We start from the raw sequence: 24,272 nt of genomic DNA, 5'->3' as shown, positions 1-24,272 counted from the left end.
CTTTCCGGTGGCACCTCCCGAGGGCTCGTCTGCCCGAACGGGCATGCGGTGGCCGCCGGGCCGGGACCGGCCGCCCGCTACCCGAGGAACCGCAGCGCCGCCGCCGCCCGCGGACCCACCGGCGCCCCGGCGCGCGCGAGTTCACCGAGGTACAGGCAGACGTCCGCCCGCGCCGCCCGCGCACCGGGCACCGCGAGGAAGGCCCGCGCCAGTGCCTCCGGTTCGCCGTCCCCGGCGACCAGGCCGTGCAGCAGCTTGCGCACCCCCGGTTCGAACGCGTCGCCCGGATCCTCGTACGGGCAGTCGACGAAGGCCTCCCACGCCTGTGCCGCGGCCGCCGGACCCTCCGTCAGCAACCGCAGCACCGCCACCTCCACCAGCACCGTCGAGGACGCCGCCACCTCCGGCGCCAGCCCCTCCAACGCCTCCCGGGCCTGCTCGAACCGCCCGTCGTGCCGGTACGCCGCCGCGAGGGCGCAGCGCACCGCGACGTCCGACGGATCCCGGGCCAGCACGGCGGACAGGTCGGCCACCGCCTCCGCCGTGCGCCCGGCCTGCCGGTGCGCCTGACCGCGCTCGGCGAGCGCCCACGTGTAGTCCGGGTTCTGGGCGAGCGCGGCCGTGAGGTCCGCGACCGCCTCCTCGACCTCGCCCGCCTGCCGGCGCGCCTGGCCCCGGGAGCCCAGCGCCCAGGCGTCGTCCGGTTCGAGCGAGAGCGCGGCCGTCAGATCGGCGACCGCCTCCTCGAGGTCCCCCGCCAGCCGGTGCGCCTCGCCCCGCAGCGCCAGCGCCCAGGCGTACTCCGGGTCGATCGCGAGGACGGCGGTCAGGTCGGCGATCGCGTCGTCCAGCCGGCCGGCCTGCCGGTGCGCCTGGCCGCGCGCCCGCAGCGCCCAGACGTCCGCCGGGTCGAGGGCCAGCGCCGCCGACAGGTCCGTCACCGCCTCGTCCAGCCGGCCCGCCTGCCGGTGGGCCTCGCCGCGCTCGGCGAGTGCCCAGGCGTACTCCGCGTCCAGCGCGAGCGCCGCCGTGAAGTCCGTGATCGCCTCGTCCAGCCGGCCCGCCTGGCGGTGCGCCTCGCCCCGCTCGCCGATGGCCCACGCGTACTCGGGGTTGAGCGCCAGCGCGGCGGTGAAGTCCGCGACGGCCTCGTCCAGCCGCCCGGCCTGCCGGTGCGCCTGCGCGCGCGAGCCGAGCGCCCACGCGTTGTCCGGGTTGAGCGCCACCGAGGCCGTGAAGTCGGCGACCGCCTCCTCCGGCCGGCCCGCCTGGCGGTGCGCCTCGCCCCGTTCGGCGAGCGCCCAGGCGTTGTCCGGGCCGAGCGCCAGCGCGGCGGTCAGGTCGGCGACCGCCTCGTCCAGCCGGCCCGCCTGCCGGTACGCCTGGCCCCGGGAACTCAGCGCCCAGGCGTCGCCCGGGTCAAGCGCCAGCGCCGTGGTGAAGTCGGCGACCGCCTCGGCCGGCCGGCCCGCCGTCCGGAAGGCCTCGCCGCGCTGGGTGAGCGCCCAGGCGTACTCCGGGTCGAGCAGGACGGCCGCGGTGAGGTCCGCGATCGCCTCGTCCAGCCGCCCGGCCAGCCGGTGCGCCTGGCCGCGCGAGCCGAGCGCCCAGGCGTCGTCGGGGTCAAGCGCCAGCGCCGCGGTGAAGTCGGCCATCGCCTCCTCGGTCAGCCCCGCCAGCTGCCGGGCCTCCCCGCGCCGGGACAGCGCCCAGGCGTACTCGGGGTCGAGGGCGAGCGCGGCGGTGAAGTCGGCCAGCGCGCGCCCGTGGTGGCCGTGCCAGTTGAGCACCCGGCCGCGGTGGGCGAGGGCCTGCGGCAGGTCGGGGGCGATCGCGACGGCCTGGTCGAGATCGGCGAGCGCGTCGTCGTCGCGGTCCTCGACGAAGTATTGGTAGCCGCGGTGGGTGAGCGCCCAGGCCCGCACCCGGGCCGGCAGCCCCGGCCCGGCGAGCGCGCCGAGCGTCTCCAGGACGGGCTGCTCGGCGCCGGCCGCCGCGTGGATCCGGCGGGCCCAGCGGACCAGCTCGGCGTCGTCGCTGTCCTGTGCGGCCTGGCCGAGCATCTCCGCCCACGGCGCCAGCGCGTCCGGCGCGTCCCCGGCGGTGCGCGCGGTGTGCTCCAGTGCCAGCGCGAGATGGGCCAGCGGGTCCGCGCAGAGCAGGTGGTAGATCTCGTTCAGCAGCTGCCGGCGCCAGCGCGGATCGGCGCCGCGCCGGGCGGCCGGCAGGTACTGCTCGACGGCCGCCCGCGCGGCGGCGTGGTGCTCGGCGAGCCGGGTGTGCGCGGCCGTCCACTCCCGGGGGGTGTGGATCCGGCGCCGGCGCACCATGCTGGTGCGGACCACGGCGTGGTACTGGAGGAAGTCGCCGCGCCCGGTCACGAAGGGCTGGGCCGACAGCCAGGCCCAGGCGGCCGGTTCGGCGTCCGGCACGGCGCAGGCGAACAGGTCCTGGTTGAGCTGCAGCGGGAGCGCCGCCGCCAGTACGGTCTCCCGGCGTTCCTGCTCGGGGATCCACTGCAGGAAGCGCACCACCGCCTGGTCGACCATGTCCGCGCCGACGTCGGCGACCTCCTCGACCGCGCCGGGGTCGGCGGCCGCGAGCAGCGCGACCAGCAGCGGCAGCCGCATCGACATCCGCAGCACCGCGTCGACCACCAGGGGATCGGTCACCCCGCGGGCCGCCAGCAGGTCGCGGGCCTCCTGCTCGGTGAACACCTCCAGCGGCACGTCCACCAGGACCGGCCGCCAGGGCGCCCACTCGCGCTCCGCCAGCTCGTCCCGGCCGGCCAGCACGAAGAGCACCTCCAGCGGCAGCGGGCCGAACGCGTCGTCGAGGATCTCCCGCAGCCAGCCGTCGAGGTAGCGGCCGGTCAGCTCCCAGGTGTCGAGGAACAGCACGACCCACGGCCGCCGCCCGCGGTCCCGGTCCCGGTCGCACAGCCGGGCGAGCTCGGCGACGAAGGCCCGGCTGAGTGCCGGCTCCTCGGCGTCGCCGCCGCGCCGGCGCTGGCGCACCCCGGAGATGAGGCGCTCGGCGCCCTGCGCCACGGCGTCCGGGTTGGCCATCGCCGTGACCACGCCCGCGCCCGGCAGCACCGAGGCCGCCCCGAACGCCGCCTGGGCCACCAGCCGGGACGGCAGCGAGGCGCCCTCCCCGCCGGGCGGCTGCTCCGGCTCGCGGTCCGCCGCGGCCTGCAGCGAACGCCGGTACTGCTCCACCGCCTTGTCGAACTCCCGCAGCGGGCCGGCCTGTTCGGCGAGCTGACGGGCGAGGGAGGTGAGCGCCGTCTCGACGCCGTGCACATCGGTCTCGTCGACCAGCGCGGTGAGCGCCCCGGTCCGCCGGGCCGCCTCGCGCCACTGGGCGAGCAGGGTGGACTTGCCGACCCCGCCCACCCCGCGCACATGGAACAGGAAGTCCGCCGGGTCCGGCCCGGAGTCGGGGTCGGGATCGCGGGCGAGGTTGTCGACGAACAGCGCCAACTGGGCTCTGCGGCCGATGAACTGTGCTCCGGTGCGCCGGCGCACCGCCTCCGCACGCGACAGACGCCTCCGTGCCTGTGCCATGCCACCCCCTGCCGCCCCACCCGGCGGGCCGCGCCGACCACGAGTCCGGTGCCGCCGGTGCCGCTGTCGTGAGGACGACCGTAGTGAATCGGCCCCGGCGTTGTCCTGCTTTCGGCCATCTGTCGTGTGCAGGACGCACGGTCGTGGAGGGCGGGGCGGGGCGGGGTCGGAGGACGGTGATCTCGAAGGTGGCGCTGTTGTCCGCCGGCGTCGGGTCGCCCGGCGGATCGGCTCTCGACGGTGCCCTCCAGGACCCCGGGCTCCATGCCGGAGGCGACGGTGATCCGCACGTCCGCCGCGGCCGTGGCGCCGGGCGCCGGCCCGGCCGGGAAGTCGCTGGCCACGGCGTGGCCGAACGGCAGCGTGCGGCAGCTGCCGGGACATCGCGCTCACCCGTCCCGTCCGGTGGGCCGGCCCGCCGTCACCGGCCCGGGTTCACCCTCCCGGCGTAACTTCCCGCCCGTTCGCCCGAGTCGGGGTTGCGAAAGCGCCCGGCGTTGCGGGTCGTGTGCCAACGTGTGTGCCGCCCGGCCGTCCCGCGTGTCGGCCGGGGCAGACTGCTGACCATCCATCAAGGAGTACCTGAGATGTCGGTTCGTGGAAAGCTCCGCAAGTTCGCCGTGATCGCCACCGTCGCCGCCGCGGCCGCCGTGATCGCGCCGACCGCCGCGGTGGCGCACGGTGGGCACGAAGAGCCCTCCTCCTCGTCGTCGGGCCTCCAGGCCGGCAACGCCGCCGTGGGTCTCGTCGGCCCGCGCATCAGCTGGCTGGAGTGGTTCGACCGCTCCAACGGCTGATCCTCCGCGCCGCGCGCCCCGGAGCCCTCCGCTCCGGGGCGCGCGTGTGCGTGGACGCGCCGGCGGGGTGTGCGGGATCAGCTCACGGTGATGCCGACGACCGAGTACTGCGCGACCGTCAGCGGCACGCTCAGCACGGCCCCGGTCACCGTGAACGGCACCGGGCGCGGCGCCGGATCGGTCCCGTCCGGGGTGGCGACCGTGACCGCCGCGACGGTGCGCCCGGCCGGGACGGCGTACGTCAGCGTGCAGGACGCGGGTGTGCTGCGGAACGCCGCCGGAGTGTCGCCGAAGTTGGTGAAGTTCACCAGGTGGACGACGGTCTCCTCGCCCAGGCGGCGCGCCTCCAGGTGGATCCGCCGGTCGCCGGACAGGCCGAGCGACGGCGGCGCGGCTGCGCGGACCGGTGCCAGCAGCCGGTCGCCCGCGGCCTGGTCGGCGGTGCGCAGATAGGCGAGCCCGGGCAGGTCGCCGCCCAGGTACCAGCAGACGCCCGCGCCGAAGGCGTTGCGCCGGCTCGCCGGCAGCGGGTCGGCCCGGCGCAGCCCCAGGACGTCGGCCAGCGCGTACTCCGCGCGCCGCGCGCCGTACTCGTCCAGACCGGTGGGCGCGGGCCCGGTGAGCACGACCGTGCCGCCGCCAGCGACGTACCCGCGCAGCACCGCCGCCTCCGCGTCGGAGACCGCCTGGAGGTTCGGCAGCAGCACCACCTTGAACCGCGCCAGGTCCTCGGCCGCGAGCCCCGGGCTGGTCACGGTGTCGAACGGGATGTGCGCGTACACCAGGGCCTTGACGGTGCCGCGGAACTCGCCCATCCACGGCATCGTGGTGCAGCTCATCCCCGGGTCGTCGCCGCCCCACCAGTCGGCGATCCCGGCGGGCGCGGTCGCGTTGGCGTACATGCCGTTGCCCTCGCCCGGGCTCACGTAGTCGCGCGAGGCGCTGGAGTGGTAGACGCCGACCTCGGCCGCCGACCCGGCGTCGTAGAGCCGCTGCTGGTTGGCCTTGACGAAGCCGAACATCCGGGTGCGCATCGCGGCGTCGGTGGTGTCGTTCTTGTACGGGGTCTTCACCTCGTACGGGTTGCAGCCGGCCGCGATCAGCTCCGCCATCACCAGCGAGGCGTCGTCGGCCTTCCAGCCGTAGGAGAACGCCCAGGCCGGCTTGGTGCCGCTGGCCGCCCGCGCGTACTTGTACATCGAGATCAGGCAGGTCCAGTCGGTGGCGGTGGCGTGCCGCATGCCGTCCTCGTTGGCGAGGATGTCGACCTCCCAGACCTGGCTGACGTTGTCCGGCGCCTGCCGCAGGTAGGCGCCGTCCAGGCCGATCGAGGTGGCGTAGCGGTAGTCCATCGAGACGGTCTCGACGAAGGTGACCAGGTCCGGGTTGACGCTGCGTCCGGCGGCGGCGATGTCGAGCTGGAACCGGAGCAGGTTGCGGTGGCGCCACTCCACGTACCGGCGGAAGACCGGGTCGTCGTTGTTGGCGGCCTTCGGCAGGGCGGGCAGTCCGGTGTCCGCCGTGAACGCCGCCGCGCCCCAGGTCGAGGCGTCGCACCAGGAGAGCACCCCGTCGAAGTAGATCGGCACGTCCGGCCAGATCCCGTCGACGCCGGTGGCGGCGAGCTGCTTGATCCGCTTCAGGTAGTAGTCCCGCCAGGGGGAGTTGGGGCTCACCCAGCAGCTCTCGTCGCCCGGGTCGACCCAGACCACGACGCTGCCGTAGAAGACGTTGGGCTTGCCGTCGAGGGAGCGCTGGACCCAGGTGCGGCCCTGGTCGTTCTTGTAGAAGGAGCGGCCCTTCTCGCCGCCGGGGGAGATGACCTCCAGTGACGGGTAGTACATGACGACCTTCAGACCGGCCGCGTGCGCCTTGCCGACAAAGGTCTTGACCAGTGCGGCGTGGGCGGTGAACTCGGCGTCGGTGAGCCAGTCGGACAGCACGGTGTCCAGTTCGATCACGCTGACGTTCTGGGCCTTCAACTGGTTGATCCGGCCCTGCATGTCGGCCTCCTCGTCGAAGGTGCCGTCGGCGAGCCGGGCGAAGCGCGCCCAGTCCGGCCACGCGGCCGTGACGGGCGCGGGCGTGTTCCCCGCGGCGGGCGGGCGGAGGGCGCCGGTGGGCGCGGCGCCGGCGGGCGTCGCGGGCAGCAGCCGGACGGCGGCCAGCGCTCCTCCGGTGGCCAGCCCGGCGCGCAGCAGGCGCCGGCGGCCGATCCGGGGGGCGGGGAGCGGCCGGCCGGCGGCGGGCGGCGACGGTTCGGTGTACTCGGACATGACAATCCCTTCGGCGTGCTGCGGTGCGTCACCCGGGACGGGTGGACGGACGCGGCGCCGCGGTGTCGGGGCCGCCGCGCGGCCGCGCCCCAAAGTGACGGAGCGTCGGAGAGCGATGAGCAACGGTGAGCGGCGTGGGCAGCGGTGAACACCCGTGAGCGGCGGTGGACCACGGTGCCCAGGGCGGCCGTACCGTGACCGGTCGCGAGAACGACGGCCGCACCGGGGACGGCGTCGGCGCGAACCCCCACCCGCGCGGCCGTCCCGGGGCCGACCCTACGCCACGATCCGCGCCCGCCGACCGCTTCGAATCGGCCGACTGTGGCTGTCGTTCCGGCCGCGTCGACTGCGCCCCTCGGAGGACGCCGCGGAGTGTTGGGCCGGGTGGCGGCCGGGGCGTTCGCAGATAGTGCGTCATGACCTTCTCCCGCACCTCGTTCTCCCGCACCGCGTTCTCCGGTGCTGCGTTCTCCTGTGCTGCGACCTCCCGTACCGCGATCTCCCGCGGTGGGGTGCTCGCCGCCGCCGTTCTGACCGCCGCGGCCCTGACCGCCGTCGTGTTCCCCGCCGCCGAGGGACTGGCCAAGACCCCCTCGCCCTCGCACGCCTGCGTCCGCTCGGACCCCGCCGCCGACCCCCGGGCCCGCGAGGTGCTCGACATCGCCCGCCGGGCGCAGCGCGAACTCGACCTGAACTCGGTGCTCCTGCGCGTCTCCGTGGACGGCCACGAGATCGTCACCGGCGCCCTCGGTGAGTCCATGACCGGTGTCGCGGCCGAACCCGCGATGCACTTCCGGGCCGGCTCGATGGCCTTCCCGTTCTTCGGCATCGTGCTGCTCCAACTCGCCGAGGAGGGGCGGATCGGCCTGGACGACCCGATCGCCCGCTGGCTGCCGGAGGTGCCGCGCGCCGACGAGATCACCCTGCGGATGCTCGGCGACACCACCTCCGGCCTCGCCGACTACGTCACCGACCAGGGCTTCCTGGACGCGCTCGCCGCCGACCCGTTCCGCCACTGGACCCCGGAGGAACTGGTCGGGATCTCCACCGGCCACCCCTTCTGGTACCGGCCGGGGACCAACTGGAGCTACTCGCACGCCAACTTCGTGCTGCTCGGCGCGGCGCTGGAGCGGATCACCGGCACCCGCCTGGACCACCTGCTGGAACAGCGGATCTTCGAGCCGTTGGGCCTGCGGCAGACGGTCAACCGCTTCACCCCCGACCTCCCCGACCCCGTGCTGCACGCCTTCACCGCCGGGCGCGGCAGCTACGAGGAGTCGACCTTCTGGAACCCGTCGTGGACCACCGCCCCCGGGGCCGTGCTGGCCACCGACATCTGCGACTTCGGGCGCTCCATCGAGGCCGTCGGCACCGGGGCGCTGCTCTCCCCGGAGTCCTTCCGCACCCAGCTGAACCCCGGCACCGTCGGCCTGCCGGGCCCGGCCGACGGCTGCCCGGAGGACGTCTGCCTGCTCCAGACCGAGGCCCGGCACTTCGGCCTGGGCGTCATCGTCAGCGACGGCTGGATCCTGTCCAATCCGTCGTTCTCCGGATACGCCGCCATCGAGGCCTACCAGCCGGACACCCGTCTGACGGTCGCCGTCAGCACCACCAAGGGCTGCGACAGCCCGGACGGGAACACCGCGCAGGAGGTCGCCGCGCGCATCGTGGCGCTCCTCGCGCCGGACCACCCGCTGAACGTCTGAGCGGTCGGTTGGTGCGGGCCCGGTCGGCGGGCGCGGTTGCCGGGTGCGGTCGGCGGGCCCGGACTCACCCGAACGGGTGTCATCCCGCGGGGGCCGTTCGCTCCGTCGATGTGGGTGAAGGGAGGTGCGGCGGCCCGGCCGCCGCATCCTCAGGGCTCGGTCGGGGAGGTGGTTGCCGTGGGGTTCGAGGAACTGCTCCGGGTGCGGTGCGCGGTCGTCGGGGAAGGAGGTCCGCCGTGGCCGTCGTCGCTGCCGCGTCCGGCCGCTGTGCGCGGAGCGGCCCGGGTGGCGGCCGGGCCGGCGCGGTGGGCGTCAGGCGGCGTCGTGGAACACCAGGCCGAGGGTGTGGCGCAGGCCCGAGCGCACGGTGCTGACGCCGTGCCGGACGGGCGCCGCCGACCAGCCGCGTACGGAGCGCACGGGGCGGTCCCGGGTGGTGAAGACCAGGCCGTGGCCCTGGGGAAGGACGACGGAGGAGCCGCGCGACTGGGCCCGGGGCCGCTGCTCGACGGTCAGGAACTCGCCCCCCGTGTAGTCGGCCCCGGGCACGTCGAGGCCGATGACCACCTGGAGCGGGAACACCAGATCGCCGTACAGGTCGCGGTGGAGCGCGTTCCAGTCGCCGGCGCGGTAGCGCAGCAGGAGCGGTGTGGGGCTGGACTGCCCGGCGGCGTGGCACTGCTCCAGCCACTCGGCGAGGCTGTCCGGCCACGGCGCGGGTCGGCGGAGCCTGGCCGCCCAGTCCCGGGCGATCGGCAGCAGCCGTGGGTAGAGCGCCTCCCGCAGGGCGGCGACCGGCGCGGGGAACGGTGCCCGGAAGTACCGGTACTGCCCGGAACCGAACCGGTGGCGCGCCATGTCGACAGTGCTCCGGAAGTGCTCCGCCTCGTCGTACAGCCCGGCCACCTCGGCGCACTCGGCGGGGTCGAGCAGCATCGGGGTCAGCGCGCTCCCGTGCTCCCCGACCTCCTCGGTGATCGCCGCCCAGTCGGCCCCGCCGACCCGCTGCGCGGGGGTCTCGCTCATCGTCTGCACGCTCACGTCCGGTCTCCGGTCACTCGTCCGAGCTGTCCCACGCCTCCCACTCTGCGCCGCCGGTCCCGGGCGTGGCTGGCGGAAATCGGCCCTCGCGCTCCGCCCCGTCCGAGGCTGTGGGACCGTCGTGGCCGTGATCGAGGCATGGGTGATGGACGAGGGCGACGGCGGCCCCGCACCGGCCCTGCCCGGGGCGGTCGCGCGGACCCTTCGGTCGCGGATCGCGGCCGGGCACCTGGAGACGTGGCTGACCGGCTCGGACGGTCGCTCGCTGGGCTTCGTGACCAACACCGAGCGGGCGATGGTGGTCCTGCTGGACGGCGAGGGCGACCCGGGCGAGCACGCCGTGGACCCCTCGGCCGACGGGGAGAGCGACGGGTTCGTGCTCGCCAACGGTCAGTGCGACGAGTACCCCGACCAGGAAGGATCGTCGGGCCGTCGGGCCGTCCGAGGGCCGTCCTGGCAGGATGGCGGCCATGGAACGTGTGCTTGGAATCGGCGGGTACTTCCTGCGCGCCGCCGACCCGGCGGCCCTGGGCGCCTGGTACCGCGACTGCCTCGGCCTGGACGCCGACGAGAACGGTCTGTGGCGGCAGGACGCCGGGCCGACGGTGTTCGCGGCCTTCGACTCCGGGACCGACTACTTCGGCTCGCGCGAGCAGCAGACCATGCTCAACTTCAGGGTCCGCGACCTCGACGCCATGCTCGCCCAACTGCGCGCCAGGGGCGCGGCGGTGGACGAGGAGACGCAGGACCTGGAGGGCATCGGCCGGTTCGGCTGGGTCACCGACCCCGAGGGCCGTCGGATCGAGCTCTGGCAGCCCGCCTGACGGCGCCGGGGCCGGATCACGGGCGCGGTCGGACGGCCCGCAGGGCGGAGGTGATCAGGGCACGGGCGTCCTCGCCGTACACCGCGGACGTGCGGAGCCGGTCGAAGGCGCGGTGGAAGAGACCGACCCGCCCGTCGGTGATCGTCTCACCGCCCCGGTAGCCCTCGACCTCCACGCGGGTGCCGTCGAAGATCCCGAAGCCGTCGCCGGGGTAGACGGTCAGCCGGGCGCGGGCGGGGATGACACCGAGCGTGAGTCCGGGCAGGGAGAGCGCGTCCAGCAGGTGTTCGAGTTGGGGGCGCATGACGTCGGGTCCGCCGATGCCGGTGAGCAGGGCCTGCTCGCCGAGCAGCACGTGGTAGGTGCGTCCGTCCTTGCCGAGGTACCGGGCGCGGGCGGTGCGTTCGGCGGCGCCGGCCTCGATGTCGCGCGGCACGTCGTGCAGGTCGACGACCAGCCGCAGCACCTCCTCGGCGTAGGCGCGGGTCTGCAGATCGCCCCACACGAGGTCGGGGCTGTAGCCCTGGTAGTGGCGGGTGCGCTCGACGAGTCGGCGGAAGGCGGCCTGGACGGTTCCGGTGCCCTGCTGGAGGAGGGCGGGCCAGTCGGGTGCGGGAGTGGCGGGGTCGGACATGAGGCTCCTCGCGGGTGTCGGGCGGCGGTCAGCCGCGGGTGAGCGGGATGGTCGCCACCGGGCTCCAGGAGAGCTGCCAGGCGGTCTCGTCGTCGGGGCGGGGGTGCAGTCGGAAGCGGACGTCGAGCAGCTGGACCTCGTGGATCCGGAGAGGGGCGTGGCCGGGGGAGACCTGACGGAGGGCCGTCTGCAGGGCCTCGGAGGAGGCCTCGGACCAGGCGTAGCCGAGCGAGATGTGGGGGCGGCCGCCGTTGTGCAGCAGGGCGCCGGGGCCGCGGGTCCGGCGGATGGCGTCGCGGACGCGCTCACGCAGGGCGAGCAGGCCCTGGTCGGGGGAGAAGTGCAGGACGGCCCCGGCCCGGTTGGCGACCGGGGAGCCGGCGGTGACGTCGAACGGGGCGGTGCCGGCGAGGCTTTCGCGCAGGGCCGCGACGATGTCGGCGCGCTCCCCGGCCGTGATCCTGTCGGAGGTGGTGTCGGCGATCATGTCGAGGGTGCAGTGCAGGGTGTCGTCGCCCAGCGGGGTGATCGGGTAGGGGTGCATCGCCGTTCGGCACGCGCCGACCAGGTCCGCCAGGCTGCGGGCGGTCCGCAGATCGGGAACGGCGTAGACGTGCAGGACGCGGGCGCCGTCGGGCCACGGCGCGCCCTGGAACTTCGGAACGAACTTCTCCACGGTCGTCTCCTCCGTCGCACAGCGGGGCGGGGCGGGGTCGGCGTGTCGGGTCCGGGGGTCGTCGGTGTCCTGGAAACGGTAGCCGTCCGGGAGGTGGTCCCAGAAGTACGCCTCCCCGGCGGTCGGGCGGGCCGGGCGGTCAGTGGAAGGTGAAGGAGGGTGTCGTGGCGTTGGACCGGGCGGCGAGGTAGAGGGGCCAGGCGAGGGCGAGGTCCTGCCAGGGGAGGCCGATCGGGGCGAAGACGGTGGGACGGTCGTCCGGACGGGCCGGGGCGGTGCCGCGCAGGATGTCGGCGAGCGGGGTGGCGAGGGCCGGGTCCAGGGCGGCGCTGTGCAGGACGCCGGACGCGGCGGCGAGGGCGGGGTCGTCCACGACGAGGCGGCTCGCGCGCAGCAGGGCGGGGGAGAGTTCGGTCTTGCCGGGCTCGTCGAAACCGAGGCTGGTGAGGTGGAGGCCCGGTCGCAGCACATCGGCGTCGAGCAGCGGCTCGCGCGACCAGGTCGCGGTGAGGACGATGGCCGCGGCCTCGACGGCCGCCCGCGCGGTGGGCACGGCCGTGCCGACGGCCGCGGCGCGCTCCGGGTCGAGGTCGTAGGCGTAGACCTCGTCGATCGGCCGCAGGGTGCGCAGCGCCCGGAGCGCGGTCCGGTTCTGGGCGCCGGCGCCGATGACGGCGACCGTCGTCGCGTGTTCCGGTGCGAGTGCGTGGGTGGCCAGCGCGGCGGCGAGCCCGGTCCGCCAGGCGGTGACCGAGGCGGAGTCGAGCAGCGCGAGCAGTTCGCCGTCGGCCAGCGCGTGCAGGCAGACGATGCCGCGCAGGGCGGGCGTGGCGGCCGGGAACTTGGCGTTGACCTTCACGGTGTACGCGGGCACGTCGGGGAGCAGCCCGGGGACGAGGCACATGGCGGTGCCGGGGCCGGGCAGGGGGGCTCGCACCCGCTGGGCGGCCGGGAGGCGGTCGGCGGTGCGGAAGCCCGCGTCGAGCGCCGCCAGGGCGGCCGGGATGTCCAGGGCGGCTTCGACGTCCGCGCGGGAGAGCAACAGGGTCACGGGAACAGTCTCCCTCCGGGGCCCGGGGGCCGGGGCCCGGGGCCGAGCCGGGAGGACGACGGAAGCAGAACGGGGGCGGCACCCGTCACACGGATGCCGCCCCCGTTCATCGGAGCGCCGGGCCCGAATCGAACGAACTCTTCCCGCTGAAAGCGGGCGTGCTGCCAATGCACCACCGACGCCTGGCCGACCGGGCTTTCCGCCGCCTGCGCGGCCCGCCCTTACGACGAGGAAGAACGTACCAACGGATGATCAGAAACCGAAATCGACGGGTCGGGCCGGGAACAGGTGACCCGGGCGCGGTCCGCCGCGCCGGTCGAGGCGGCGCAGGAAGGCGAGCACGCCGGGCGTGCCGACGGCCCATGCGGGGGACTCGGCGGCGGGGCCGCCGCCGGGCAGGAGCGGGCGGCCCCAGGGACCGCCGCCGCGGGCCAGGATCAGGCCCGCGACCTCCTCGGCGGCGTGCCAGTGCCGGTCGTCCCCGGTGGCCGCCGCCAGTTCGACCAGCAGTTCGCCGACGCCCGCGAGGCCGCAGCACTGGCCGATCATGCCCATCCTCGGTGCGAGCGCGCGGCAGGCGGCCGCCGCCTCGGCGGCGCGGGCGAGGAGCGCCGGTTCGCGGTAGTGGCGGGCGGCCTGGACCAGCACCGTGCCGATGCCGGCGAGCCCGCGGCACCAGGAGCCGTAGCGGCGGGTCGCGCCGGGTGCGCCGGCGGCCGCCGCGAGCCGGGGGACGTCGGCGGCGAGGCCGTCGACGAGGCGCCGGGCGGCCTCCGGGCGCGCGGCGGGCAGGGCGAGGAGGAAGTGGGCGAGACCGGCCCGGCCGTGGGCGAAGCCCTCCACGAGGGCGGCCGTGCCCGGGTTGGGGGTCTCCCGGGGGTCGGTGGGGCGCCCGTCCGTCAGTCGTCGGGCGCACTCGGCGGCGACGGCCAGGTACCGTTCGGCCTCCTCCGGGCGGCCGTCGGCACGGGCCGACCGGGCCAGCAGGAGCCGGGCGGTGCCGACCCCCGCGGCGCCGGAGACCTGGTCGGCCGGAAGGTCGTCGGCGAGCGGTCCGTCCGGTGGGGCGGGCCGCTCGGTGCCGAGCAGACGGGCCGCGTGGGCGAGGAACAGGTCGACGCCGGCCCGGCCGTCGTACAGCCCCGGGCCGAGCCGGCCGAGGGCGCGATGGGTGGCGGTCCACCGGGCGAGGGCGGCCGCGGCCGTGCGGACCTCGGGCCGGTCGGGGTGCTGGAGCAGTTCGAGGCCGAGGCCGGCGGCGCCGTCGTAGAGCGACAGGAGGGAGCGCGGCTGTCGACCCTCGGGGGCCGTGTCGACCAGCTCGTGGGCCATCCGGACACAGCGGTCGAGGGTGTGCCGGACGGCCTCGCCGAGCAGGTCCCCCGCCACCGCCGGCGGCCGGTGGGCCGCGGCGGCGTACGGGCGGACGGGGCGGACGGGGGCGCCGTGCCGCAGCTCGGCGGCGGCTGCGGCCCGCGCCCCGGCGTCGAGGCCGAGCAGGCCGGCCACCACCGTCACCATCGCGTCCGGCGCCCCCTGCCCGCCCGCGGGCAGCGCGCCGGCCAGGCAGGCGAGGGTGCGCTCCCGGTTGACGGCCGGGTCCGGGTCGATCACCACGGGGTCCAGTCCGGTGGCGGCCCAGTGCAGGGTGGCCCCGAGCGCGTAGTAGTCGCCGGCGGGCCGCGCCTCGCCGGCGCCGGGCAGGCCGTAGCCCAGGGTGGCGCCCTCGGGCCGTTCGCCGGCGAGGGAGCTGACGCCGAAGTCGACCAGCGAGCAGCCGCCCGCGCCGTCGAGCACGACGTTGGCGGGCTTGAGGTCGCGGACGACCACGCCGCGTGCGTGCACGGCGTCCAGGACGGCCAGCAGCCCGCGCGCCAGCGCCCACCAGTCCCGCCCGGTCGCGCCCTTGCCGTCCGGAGGGTACGGGCCCGACCCGAGGACGTCGCGGCGCAGGTCGCGCGGTCCCCGGGCGGTGCTGACCAGGTACTCCTCCTCGCCGTGCCGGAAGTAGTCGACCAGCTGCGGCACTCCGGGCACCCCGTCGAGCGCGGCGAGCACCCGCCGCTCGTGCCGGAGCCGTCCGCACGCGTCGGTGCCGGACGGGTCCTCGGCGACGAAGGCGCGGGCCTGCTTGACCACCACGGCCCGCCCGGTGGCGAGTTCGACCGCCCGGTAGACGTGCCCGTTGGGCGAGCGGGTGATCCCGGCGGTGATCCGGTAGCGGCCGTCGCCGACCCGGGTGGTCGCCTCCCGCCGCGGGGCGCCGGCGGCGAACGGGTCCGCCGCCCACGGCGGTTGGCGGTAGGCGCCGTCGGCGAGGCCGCGGAAGGTCTCCCCGGCGGGGCCGGTCATGACGAGGTCCGGGTCGTCGCCGGCGGCCCGGAAGGGCCCGTACCGGTAGTACACCGGGGCGTCGGCCCGCAGCCGCCGGTCGCTGACCACCCGGGGGCCGGGGCGGCCCGCGAGCACCTCGGCCAACTCGGCCGCCAGCGCGGCGATCCCGCCCGGCGCCGGGTAGACCGTGACCGCCTTGCCGACGGCGGCGGCGCCGCGCAGCCCGGAGTTGAGCTGCCCCAGCACGGCGGCGTCGGCGGCGAACTTGGCGTCGCAGCGGTGCCGGAGCAGGACGGGGAGCACCAGGTCGACCAGGTCCGCCAGGTGCTCGGGCCGGGCGGAGAGGTGGAGCTTCCAGCCGTGGGCGAGCGCCGGCATCTCCGGGTCGTGCAGGTACAGCCAGCCGTCGCCGGCGTGCAGCCCGCGCCGGGTGCCGGTCGGCGCGGCCAGGTGGGCGGCGATCCGGGCCCGCAGCTCCTCGACCGCCCCGTGGCCGGGCCCGGGGCCCGTCGGTGCCGCTGCCGCCATCGCTGTGCCACCCCTCCGCGATCCGCGATCCGCGTTCCGTGCAGTCCCGTTCGGTGCCGTGCACGTTCGTTCGGTGTCGGCTCGGTCCGGCTCGGTGCCGTCCTGTACCGGGAACCGTCCTCCCGGTCCGCAACGGTGTGACCGCCGCGCGGTCGCCCGCCCGGCGGTCACCTTCCTACGCGGACCGCTCGGTGGAGGTCAGGAGTTGAGCCCGCACTCGAAGCGGGTGGGGACGTAGGTGACCCACGGGTCGTCGAGACACGCCACCGGGGCGAGGTCCGCGTCGAACTCGTCCTCGAAGGCGATGCTCTCCTCGTCGATGTCCAGCAGGCCGGCGTCGCGGATCTCCAGGACCTGTGCGCTCATGATGGGCTCCTCCGGTATGAGGGTTGGCGGATACCTTTCGACGGCATGCTCATGCTAGCCAGCTCCCCGTGTTCACCATAGGGGCGCGACATCGTCACATGCGGAACCCCGGAGGCGGGCCCACCGCTTGACGGTGGGTGACCTGTCCTCGAACGGCAGACCGACGGATTCCGCGGTGCTACGGTCGGGTCCATGTCCAAGACCGAGATCGACCAGCTCACCGCCGAGTTCTTCGGCGCCTTCGACAACCGCGACGGCCAGGTGGCCGACGTGGCCAGGATCCGGCGGCTGATGCTCCCGCAGGGAGTGATCGTCAGCACCGCCCCGACCTTCACGGTCTACTCCGTCGAGGAGTTCGTCGAGCCGCGCGAGCGCCTGCTGAACGACGGCCGACTGGTCGGCTTCTCGGAGTGGGAGACCTCCGAACGGACCGAGATCGTGGGGGACATCGCCTCCCGCACCGGCGAGTACCGCAAGTCCGGGACCCTGGACGGACAGCCGTACGGGGGCGGCGGGACGAAGACCTTCCAGTTCGTCCGCACCCCCGAGGGCTGGCGGATCGCCGCCTTCTCCTGGTACGACGAGGCCTGAGCCTTTGGGCCCGGAGGCCGGCGCCACGCCCGCACCGCCTCCGGGCGGCCCGGCTGCGGGGCCCGGCCGACGGCGTGGCAGCATCCCGGATGTGGTGATCTACGACGAACGACTCTCCGTCCCGCTGCGCTGGTGGCTGGCTGCCCTGACGGCCTCCGCCGCGCTCACGGCCGCGCTGCTCCCGCTCGGCCCGCTGCCCGCCCTGGGCGCCGGTGCCCTGCTGCTGGCGGTGACGGCCCCGGCGCTGAACGGCTACGGCGGGGTCCGGATCCGGGTCTGCGACGGCGTCCTGGTGGCCGGACCGGTCGTCCTGCGCGGCGAACACGTGGGCGCCGTCGAAGTCCTCGACCAGGCCGCCGCCTTCGCCTGGCGCACCCGGCTGGCCGGCCCCCGGGCCCGCCTGCTCATCCGCAGCTACCTCCCGCGCGCGGTGCGCGTGGAGGTCGCCGAACCCTCGCTGCTCTGCCCCTACGTCTACCTCTCCACCCGCCGGCCCGAGGCCCTCGCCGCCGCCCTGGCCGAAGCCCGCGACCACTGCACGGTGCCGGCCGCCACCGGCCGCTGACCCCGGCGCGGTACGGGTGTGGCCCAGGAGCCGGATGCGTCGCATACTGCTGGCGGCACCGCCCGGGACCAGCGGTGCGGTGTGCGACGCACAGGGGGAGAACCACGATGACACGCGAGACCGCCGACCGCGCCGCACGGGCGGCCTGGGGCGCCCTCGGGACGCTGCTGCTCGCCTGGACGGTGTTCGAGGCGGTGAAGCACACGGGTCTCACCGTCCCGCTCGCCGTGCTCGGCCTGCTGGTCCCGTGGCTCGCCGCACGCGCCCCGGCACTGTCGGCCGTCCGCCACGCGCTGCTGCGCGCCTGGATACCGCTCGCCGTCATGGTGGTCTGCTCCCTCGTCCCGGGCCCCGCCGACAACACCGCCGCCCCGTTCACCTTCGGCATGGCCTGGCTGACCCACCTCGCGCTGCGCCGGGCCCTGGCCCGCGACCGGCCCTGACCCCACGTCCGGCCGGCCGCGAACCGCGGTGCGGGAGCGCCCGGCACGGCGCCGCGCCGCACCGCGCCCCCGTGCGCCGGCTGCGGCGCCGGGATCCCGCGGCCGAGGGCGGGCATCATCCCGCTCGGACGGCGGCGCGATCGATGGGGGCCGGAGCCGGTGGTGCGGGCGCGGGTGCGGGTGCTGCTGGGGTTCGCGGTGTTCGGGGTGCTCTGGGGCACCTGGGGCGCGCTGATCCCGGAGCTCCAGCGGCGGGCGCGGGTGGACGACGGGGAACTCGGGCTCGCCGTCCTGATGATCGGCCTCGGCGCGCTCTGCTCGATGCGGCTCGCCGGTGCGGCCGTGGACCGCTTCGGGCGCTCCGCCGTCGCGGCGCTCCTGTTGCTGATGGCGGTGGCGGCTGTGCTGCCCGGCCTGGCGCGCGGCGCGCCGGCGCTGATGGCCGCGCTCGCCGCCCTCGGCGCGGCCTCCGGGGGCGTCGACGTGGGCGTCAACGCGCTGGCGAGCGCGGAGGAGAGCCGGTCCGGCCCGCTGCTGAACGCCGCCCACGCCTGCTTCTCCGCCTGCGTGGTGTGCGGCGCGCTCGCGACGGGCCTGGCGCTCGGCCGCGGCCTCGCCGCCGTCGCGGTCCTGCTGCCGGTGGCCGCGCTCCTCGCCGGGGCCGCCGTCGTGCTCCGCCTCCCCGATCCGGTGGGGGAGCGGCCCGTGCCAGCTCCCGAGCCCGAGCCCGGGCGGCGGGCGGGTGCCGCGGACCGGCCGCTGCTGCTGCTCGGGGTGCTGTGCGCGCTCGCGTACCTGGTCGAGAACGCTTGGCAGAGCTGGAGCGCGGTGATGCTGCGCGCCGTCCTCCACACCGGCCCCGGCGCGGCCGCGGCCGGCCCGGTGGTCTTCGCGGCCTCCGCCGCCGTCGGCCGGCTGGCCGGGCACGGGCTCGCCGCCCGGCTGCCGCAGCGTCACCTGCTGGCGCTGGGCGCGGCGGTGGCGGCGGTCGGCACCCTGGGCACCGCACTGGCGCCCGGCGTGGGAGCGATGCTCGCGGGGCTCGTCGTGGCGGGCCTCGGCACCTCGGTCTGCGCGCCGACGATCCTCTCCCTGGCCGGGGCCCGTGTCCGCCCCGAGGTGCGCTCGGCCGGCGTGGCCGTCGTCGCCTCGGTCGGCTACGGGGGCTTCCTCGTCGGGCCCGCCGCCGTCGGCCTGACCGCCTCGGTGGTCGGCCTGCGGTCGGCCCTCGCCGCCGTGGCCGGGGTGGCGGCGGTCCTGGCGCTCGCGGCGCTGCTGACCCGCTCGGCCCTGCCGGCCACGGCGGACGGGCCGGGCCCGGCCTCCCGGCCCGCCCGGCTGTTCGGTCGGGGTCCGAAGAACCGAAGCTGTGATGTGATGGACGGATGATCGACGAAGGATTCGCCGCGGAGTGCCTGGGTCCGGTGGAGGAGGCGGTCCGGCGGACGGCGGCCGCCGAGATCATGCCGCGCTTCCGCGCGCTGACCGCCGACCAGGTGGCCGAGAAGAACGGCCCGTACGACCTCGTCACCGTCGCCGACCGGGGCGCCGAGGCGCACCTGACGGCCGCTCTGACGGCACTGCTCCCCGGCTCGGTCGTGGTGGGGGAGGAGGCGGTCGCCGCCGAGCCGGGCCTGTACGCGGCGCTGGCCGGCGACCGCCCCGTTTGGATCGTCGACCCGATCGACGGCACCCGCACCTTCGTCCGCGGCGACGAGGGGTTCTGCACCCTGGTCGCCCTCGCCCACCACGGCGAGCTGCTGGCCTCCTGGACCTACGCCCCGGTCCACGACCGGATGGCGACGGCCCTGCGGGGCGGCGGCGCCCGCCTGGACGGCGTCGCGCTGCGGGCGGGCTCGCCGGCCGACGGCGCGCCGCTGAGGATCGCCGCCTCCTACCCCTTCCACACCATGCCCGGGGCGAAGCGCACGCTGCTGCGCCTGCGCACCGAGGGCGTACGCGCCCGGCCGTGCGCGGGCTCGGCCGGGCTGGAGTACGTGGAGGTCGCCCGCGGCGCCCTCGACGCGACCGTGTTCGCCTGGGAGAACGCCTGGGACCACGCGGCCGGGCTGCTCCTGGTCGCCGAGGCGGGCGGCGCCCACGCCACGCTCGCCGGCACGCCCTTCCGCCTCGCCGGCGGCAACGCCCTGCCGTTCACCACGGCCCGCGACGCACCGACCGTCGCCCGGATCCGCGACCTCCTCCTCGGCGACCACCCCGCCGGGTAGGGCTTCCTACCGGGCGCGCGACGCCAGGGCGCGCACGCCTCCGGCCTTCGGCGGGAGGCACCCCCGCGCCGTGTTGTCGTCGGTCGCCGACGGTCGGGGCCGGGGGCTGGGGGGAGCCGCATGCTGATCCGGCGCGAACTGTCGGACGCGCCCGAGCGGGGTGCGGGCTGCCGGGCGTGGGTGTAGCGGTGTGGCGGCGCTGTGGCCGGGTGGGCGTCGGCTCGGAGGCAGTGGCGGGTGGCGCCTGTCCGGGACAGCCGGGACGTCCGGTACTTCAGGAGTACGCCGGGCGGCGCCCGGCTTCTCCAGGTCGGTTCGTGGTTCGGGCAGCCGAGGCGTGGCAGCGGCGCCGCCGGGTCCCTGGGTGGGCGTCGGCTCGGAGGCAGTGGGCGGGATGGCGACCGTCCGGGACAGCCCGGGCCGGCCCGGTGTTCCCGGAGCACGCGGAACACCGCGCCGGCCCCGCGCGACCCGGCGGGCGACCGGGGCGCGCGGGCAGGTCAGCCGCCGACGTGGTCCCGGACGGCCTCGGGCAGGCGGCGGCCGGTGACCGAGCGCCAGGCCCGTTCCACGGCGCGCGGACCGAGGTCGCGCGCCAGGAGTCCGAGGTTGACCACACTCGGCCAGGTCAGCGGATGCGGGAACTCCTCGAAGCAGGTGATGCTGCGGACCAGCCACTCCATCGCCTCGCGCGGGCGCCCCTGCTCCGCGGCGAACAGCCCGAACTGGCCGAAGGTCCGCACCAGCCCCGGGGTGTCGCCGATCCGGTGCGAGACGTCCAGCGCCTTGCGGTACCGGGCCTCGGCGTCCGCCGCCCGGCCGCCGGTCTGGGCGGCCAGGCCGAGCTGGTGGTAGCTGACCGAGACCCCCGCCTGGTCGCCCAGCTCCTCCCGGACCGCCAGGGCCCGCGCGTACCAGGTCTCCGCCTCGGCCAGGTCGCCGCGCCGGGCGGCGACGACGCCGAGTTGGTGCTGGCTGGCCGCCGTGCCGTGCCGGTCGCCGAGGTCCTGCCGGATTTCCAGCGCCTTGCGGTGCAGGGACTCGGCCTGCGCGAACCGCTCCTGTGCCGACGCCAGGACGCCGAGCCGGTGGTAGCCGCGGGCGGAGTCGGGCAGGCTGCCCGACTCCTCGGCGAGGGCCAGCGCCTCCGTGCACCACTTCTCGGCCGCGGCGAGGCGTCCCAGTTCGGCGGCGACGGCGGCGAGCCGGTGGTGCAGGTCGGTCGCGAGGGGCAGGTCGGTCGGCTGCCCGGCGCCGTCCAGTGCGCGCCCGTACCAGAGGTAGGCGTCCTCGAAGCGGCCCTGTTCCTGGGCCAGGACGCCGAGCTGGTGCCGGCAGGCCGCCGCCCGCCCGGACTCGCCCAGGCGTTCGAAGGCGTCGAGCGCCTCCCGGGTCCGCCGCTCGGCGTCCTCCGGCCGTCCGAGGCGGTGGGCGATCACCCCCAGCTGGTGGTGGCCGAGCGCGATGCCGTCGGCGTCGTCGAGCTGTTCCAGGAGGGCGAGCGAGCGCAGGTACCACTGCTCGGCGTCGGCGAACTCGCCCCGGTCCACCGCGATCCGGCCGAGCTGCTGGTAGCCGTCCGCGAGGTCGTCGAGCTGGTCGGTGTCCGGCGTCCGCTGTCCGACGGCGTGGTGGATCTCCCGGAAGGACCGCTCGGCCTCCTCCGTCCGGCCCGCCCGCACCAGGCGCCGGGCGTCGGCGCCGACCACGGACAACCAGAGCGCGCCGGCCGGGGTGTCGGCCCCCGGCGGGCCGCCGTCGGGCGCCTCCAGGGCGGTGCGCACCCGGTCGGTCCAGCCGCGCGCCTCGGCGTCCAGCCCGTGGGCGTTCCAGTGGGCGTACAGCGGCCGGACGAGCGCCAGGGCCTGCAGCCACAGACCGTTCTCGACGGCCCGGACGAGCAGGCCGCCGATGGTCCGCCGCTGGAGGTCCAGCGCGGTCAGGGCGAACTCGGTGCTGCCGCCGAGCAGTTCGCGGGTGAGCAGCAGGCAGAAGTTGACCTGTGCGCCGAGCAGCGCCTGCAGGGCGGCGGCGTGCTGCTCGGCGAACCCGGGCTCCTCGGCGCGCCAGCGGGCGGTCAGGACGGCCGCGATCGCCGGGTGGAGCCGGTAGGCGGTGCTCTGCGGGGCGGTGCCGTGCGGGGCGGTGAGCAGGCCGAGGCCGGCCGCCCGCTCCAGCAGCCGCTGCCACTCCTCGGTGCCGCGGTCCCGGAAGCGCTCGGGCGCGAGCGGCTGGCGGGAGAGCAGGGCGAGCACCGTGGCGTCGGCGGTCCCGTGGAACAGCGTGACGGCCGCCAGTGCCCGACGGTCGGCGGCGGTGAGCCGGTCCAGCGCGTAGCCGACGCTCACCACGAGCGCCGCGTGCCGGGGCTCCTTGGCCTCCGCCGTCTCCGCGGTCTCCTCCGCCGCCCAAGCCGCCGCTTCCTCGCCGCGCACGAGGGTGTCCAGGGTGTGCCAGGGTTCGTGCGCCTCGAGCGAGGACAGGACGAGCCGCATGCCCAACGGGTGGCCGTCCAGCCACTCCAGCAACTGGCCGAACACCCGCAGTCCGCGCTTGCGGACGGTGTCGGGGTCGGGGGCGAGCAGCCGGTCGGCGTACGCGACGGCCTCGTCCGGGTCCAGCCCCGGCACCTCGATCCGCAGCGGCTCGGGGCCCAGCCAGTCCTCCCGGGTCCGGCTGGTGAGGACGACCGCGCCGCGCCCGCGCCGGATCACGCGTTCCAGGAACGCCCGCAGGCCGGCGCGTTCCTCCTCGGCGGGGGCCGGGGTGGCCGCCGCCGGACGGTGGCCGGTGTGCAGGGACTCGACGCCGTCCCAGATCAGCAGCACGTCCCTGGCGGCGAGTTCCCGCTCGACGGCCTCCAGGCGCTCGTCCGGCGCGAGCGGGTCGAAGTCCTCGGGGGCGAACAGCCGGCGGCCGATCCGGTCGACCACCCCGGCCAGACCGAACGAGGCCACCCCCGGTTCGAAGGAGTGCAGGACCACGGCGTCCGGCCCGTCCACGGCCTCGGTGTCCCGGCACCAGCGGCCGAAGGCCTTCGCCAGTTCCGTCTTGCCGACGCCCGCGGGGCCGTGGAGGATGACCGCGCGGTGGAGCCGGGCTCCCGCGTCGAGGTCGAGCAGCAACCCGTCCCGTCCGACGAACGCCCCGACGGGGGCGAGGCCCTCCAGACCGTCCCGGGCGTCCGGGTCCGGGGCGGCCCCGGACCCGGCCGTGACGGCGTCGGGGAGCCGGCCGTGTTCCGGTGCGGTCGGCTCGGCCCGCAGCCCGGGGAACGTCACCTCGCTGCGGCGGTAGAGGACCGGGACCGTCCAGTCGGCCAGCGGCAGCGGGCCCTTGACGGAGACGCGCCGGTCCTGGTCGGCGAGCCGCCGACGGCCGGCCGCCACCGCTCGCGCGATCCGGTCGCCGCGGCGGAGCCGTTCGTAGAGCGTGGTCAGGAACGCCGTGGCGGCCGTCGCGTCGAGGCGGTAGGGCAGAGCGAGCACGGCGGCGGCGCCCTCCTGGAGCAGCCGGAGGGCCGCCGCGGCCTCGGCCTCGCCGGCCGGGCTTCCGGACCGGTGGGGGCTCAGGACCACGAGCGGGACCTCGGCGGCGGCCAGCAGCCGGGCCACGCGCCGGACCGGAACCGGCTCGGCGCCCCCGTCCGGCCGCTCGAACACCAGCACGTCCTCGGGCTCGTGCCCCCGGGAGGCCTGCGGCCGCCGCGCGGCCCCGGCGGCGCCACCGGCCCTGGCCCCGGGGAGCACCCCGGGTCCGTCGAAGTGCACGATCTGGAACGGTCGGCCCTCCTCGCGCGCCTCGCGGAGCGTCTCGCCCAGACCGGTGAGGGTGGGCGGGCGCAGCACCCGGAGTTCGACCGCGTCGCGTCCCGGCCCGAGCCGCCGCACCAGCGGGAGGGCGCTCGTCCGCGGAGCGGCGTCCGCGTCGCCGTCCGGCCGGGTGACCACCAGCAGCACCCGCAGCCGGGAGCCGTCCGCCTCGGTGACCGCGTCCAGCGGGTCGGCGGCCAACGGGCAGCGGGTCACCACCACGTCGTCGAGCGCCGGCGCCGTCGGGCGCCCCGGATCCGTCATCAGTTCCCAGGGCAGGGCGAGCAGCGGCGCGGAGTCCGAGCGCAGCACGATCTCCAGAGCGCCGCCGCGGGCCCGTGAGCGCAGGTAGGCGTCGCGCCCGGGGCCGTCGCCGAGCAGCGCGGAGAACATCCGCGCGCCCCAGCCCGGGAGCTGGCGGGCGATGTGCGGGCCGCGCTCGCCGTACGCCCCGAACGGGGTCCGGAGGTGGTCCTCCAGGTACCAGCGCAGGCTCTCCAGGGCGGTGTCGTCCAGGGGTCTGCGCAGCCATCCGGCGTCGACGGCGGGCGCCGTGACCGTGGCCCCCGGCGGCCACTTCGTCACGGACATCCGGCCGTCGGCGTGGAGATCCACCACCAGACGTTCGACCACAATCGCCCCCAGCGAGTGCTTGGCGGCCGGTCGGCCGTTCCGCTGCGGAGCACAGGGTAGCGGCGTCGCCACCGGCCCGGACGCCCGGGTGCGAAGTGCGCGGTAACGATCGGTCAGAGCCGCGCGGTCCGGGGAGCGGAGCGGAAGGGGCAACCGCTCTGCCCCAAGGGGCAGACCGAACGTTCCGTCGGGACCGCC

The 24,272-nt window shown here is 76.4% G+C and carries 17 protein-coding genes and 1 tRNA gene; 8 read left to right on the top strand and 10 right to left on the bottom strand.

Going from position 1 to position 24,272, the window contains the following annotated elements:
- Positions 1-77: 77 nt before the first annotated feature.
- The gene (locus tag ACFCLZ_RS02865) at positions 78-3,569 is read right to left on the bottom strand and encodes a tetratricopeptide repeat protein (protein ID WP_380283013.1); all 3,492 of its coding nucleotides are present in this window, start codon (positions 3,567-3,569) and stop codon (positions 78-80) included.
- A 587-nt stretch (positions 3,570-4,156) separates the two neighbouring features.
- On the opposite strand from ACFCLZ_RS02865, the gene ACFCLZ_RS02860 reads away from it, so the two are divergent.
- Positions 4,157-4,366, top strand: a complete 210-nt coding sequence (locus tag ACFCLZ_RS02860; RefSeq protein WP_380283011.1) for a hypothetical protein — start codon at positions 4,157-4,159, stop codon at positions 4,364-4,366.
- Between the two features lie 77 nt (positions 4,367-4,443).
- Here the strand turns inward: ACFCLZ_RS02860 and ACFCLZ_RS02855 are convergent, their stop codons facing one another.
- Positions 4,444-6,642 (bottom strand): hypothetical protein, encoded by a 2,199-nt coding sequence (locus ACFCLZ_RS02855; protein ID WP_380283010.1) that lies wholly within the window; start codon positions 6,640-6,642, stop codon positions 4,444-4,446.
- A gap of 416 nt (positions 6,643-7,058) precedes the next feature.
- Here ACFCLZ_RS02855 and ACFCLZ_RS02850 point away from each other — a divergent pair, with 416 nt between their 5' ends.
- Positions 7,059-8,348: a serine hydrolase domain-containing protein gene (locus tag ACFCLZ_RS02850; protein WP_380283009.1), complete on the top strand. Its 1,290-nt coding sequence runs from the start codon at positions 7,059-7,061 to the stop codon at positions 8,346-8,348.
- Positions 8,349-8,660: 312 nt separating this feature from the next.
- Here ACFCLZ_RS02850 and ACFCLZ_RS02845 read toward each other — a convergent pair whose 3' ends face one another.
- Positions 8,661-9,374: a 2OG-Fe(II) oxygenase gene (locus tag ACFCLZ_RS02845; RefSeq protein ID WP_380283008.1), complete on the bottom strand. Its 714-nt coding sequence runs from the start codon at positions 9,372-9,374 to the stop codon at positions 8,661-8,663.
- Between the two features lie 485 nt (positions 9,375-9,859).
- Here ACFCLZ_RS02845 and ACFCLZ_RS02840 point away from each other — a divergent pair, with 485 nt between their 5' ends.
- Positions 9,860-10,213, top strand: a complete 354-nt coding sequence (locus ACFCLZ_RS02840) for a VOC family protein (RefSeq protein WP_380283007.1) — start codon at positions 9,860-9,862, stop codon at positions 10,211-10,213.
- 16 nt (positions 10,214-10,229) lie between these two features.
- On the opposite strand, the gene ACFCLZ_RS02835 is transcribed toward ACFCLZ_RS02840, so the two are convergent.
- The 6 genes from ACFCLZ_RS02835 to ACFCLZ_RS02810 all read right to left on the bottom strand — a co-directional run bounded on the left by ACFCLZ_RS02835 (position 10,230) and on the right by ACFCLZ_RS02810 (position 15,802).
- Positions 10,230-10,847 carry a DUF5753 domain-containing protein gene (locus tag ACFCLZ_RS02835; RefSeq protein ID WP_380283006.1) on the bottom strand — a complete coding sequence of 206 codons (618 nt, stop codon included), beginning with the start codon at positions 10,845-10,847 and terminating at the stop codon, positions 10,230-10,232.
- A gap of 28 nt (positions 10,848-10,875) precedes the next feature.
- Positions 10,876-11,523: a 2'-5' RNA ligase family protein gene (locus ACFCLZ_RS02830; protein ID WP_380283005.1), complete on the bottom strand. Its 648-nt coding sequence runs from the start codon at positions 11,521-11,523 to the stop codon at positions 10,876-10,878.
- Positions 11,524-11,662: 139 nt separating this feature from the next.
- Positions 11,663-12,574, bottom strand: coding sequence for an ornithine cyclodeaminase family protein (locus tag ACFCLZ_RS02825; RefSeq protein WP_380283004.1), 912 nt, complete (start codon positions 12,572-12,574; stop codon positions 11,663-11,665).
- Between the two features lie 113 nt (positions 12,575-12,687).
- Positions 12,688-12,756 (bottom strand) — tRNA-Glu (locus ACFCLZ_RS02820).
- Between the two features lie 70 nt (positions 12,757-12,826).
- Positions 12,827-15,436, bottom strand: coding sequence for a class IV lanthionine synthetase LanL (gene lanL, locus ACFCLZ_RS02815; protein ID WP_380283002.1), 2,610 nt, complete (start codon positions 15,434-15,436; stop codon positions 12,827-12,829).
- Between the two features lie 198 nt (positions 15,437-15,634).
- A complete protein-coding gene (locus ACFCLZ_RS02810; protein ID WP_380283001.1) occupies positions 15,635-15,802 on the bottom strand; it encodes an SflA family class IV lanthipeptide in 168 nt (55 codons plus the stop codon).
- Positions 15,803-15,994: 192 nt separating this feature from the next.
- On the opposite strand from ACFCLZ_RS02810, the gene ACFCLZ_RS02805 reads away from it, so the two are divergent.
- From ACFCLZ_RS02805 to ACFCLZ_RS02785, 5 genes are all read left to right on the top strand, one after another.
- Positions 15,995-16,393, top strand: coding sequence for a nuclear transport factor 2 family protein (locus ACFCLZ_RS02805; RefSeq protein WP_380283000.1), 399 nt, complete (start codon positions 15,995-15,997; stop codon positions 16,391-16,393).
- Between the two features lie 91 nt (positions 16,394-16,484).
- Positions 16,485-16,958: a DUF3093 family protein gene (locus tag ACFCLZ_RS02800; RefSeq protein ID WP_380282999.1), complete on the top strand. Its 474-nt coding sequence runs from the start codon at positions 16,485-16,487 to the stop codon at positions 16,956-16,958.
- Between the two features lie 107 nt (positions 16,959-17,065).
- A complete protein-coding gene (locus ACFCLZ_RS02795) occupies positions 17,066-17,401 on the top strand; it encodes a hypothetical protein (protein ID WP_380282998.1) in 336 nt (111 codons plus the stop codon).
- Between the two features lie 162 nt (positions 17,402-17,563).
- A complete protein-coding gene (locus tag ACFCLZ_RS02790; RefSeq protein WP_380282997.1) occupies positions 17,564-18,790 on the top strand; it encodes an MFS transporter in 1,227 nt (408 codons plus the stop codon).
- Entirely contained in the window at positions 18,787-19,629 is an 843-nt protein-coding gene (locus ACFCLZ_RS02785) for an inositol monophosphatase family protein (RefSeq protein ID WP_380282996.1), read from the top strand. The genes ACFCLZ_RS02790 and ACFCLZ_RS02785 overlap by 4 nt, the downstream gene beginning before the upstream one ends.
- 500 nt (positions 19,630-20,129) lie before the next feature.
- Here the strand turns inward: ACFCLZ_RS02785 and ACFCLZ_RS02780 are convergent, their stop codons facing one another.
- The gene (locus ACFCLZ_RS02780; RefSeq protein ID WP_380282994.1) at positions 20,130-24,056 is read right to left on the bottom strand and encodes a tetratricopeptide repeat protein; all 3,927 of its coding nucleotides are present in this window, start codon (positions 24,054-24,056) and stop codon (positions 20,130-20,132) included.
- Positions 24,057-24,272: the final 216 nt, after the last annotated feature.

Source organism: Kitasatospora purpeofusca (assembly GCF_042691725.1).
GTDB classification, from domain to species: Bacteria; Actinomycetota; Actinomycetes; order Streptomycetales; family Streptomycetaceae; genus Kitasatospora; species Kitasatospora purpeofusca_B.
This window is presented reverse-complemented; position numbering and strand designations above follow the sequence as displayed.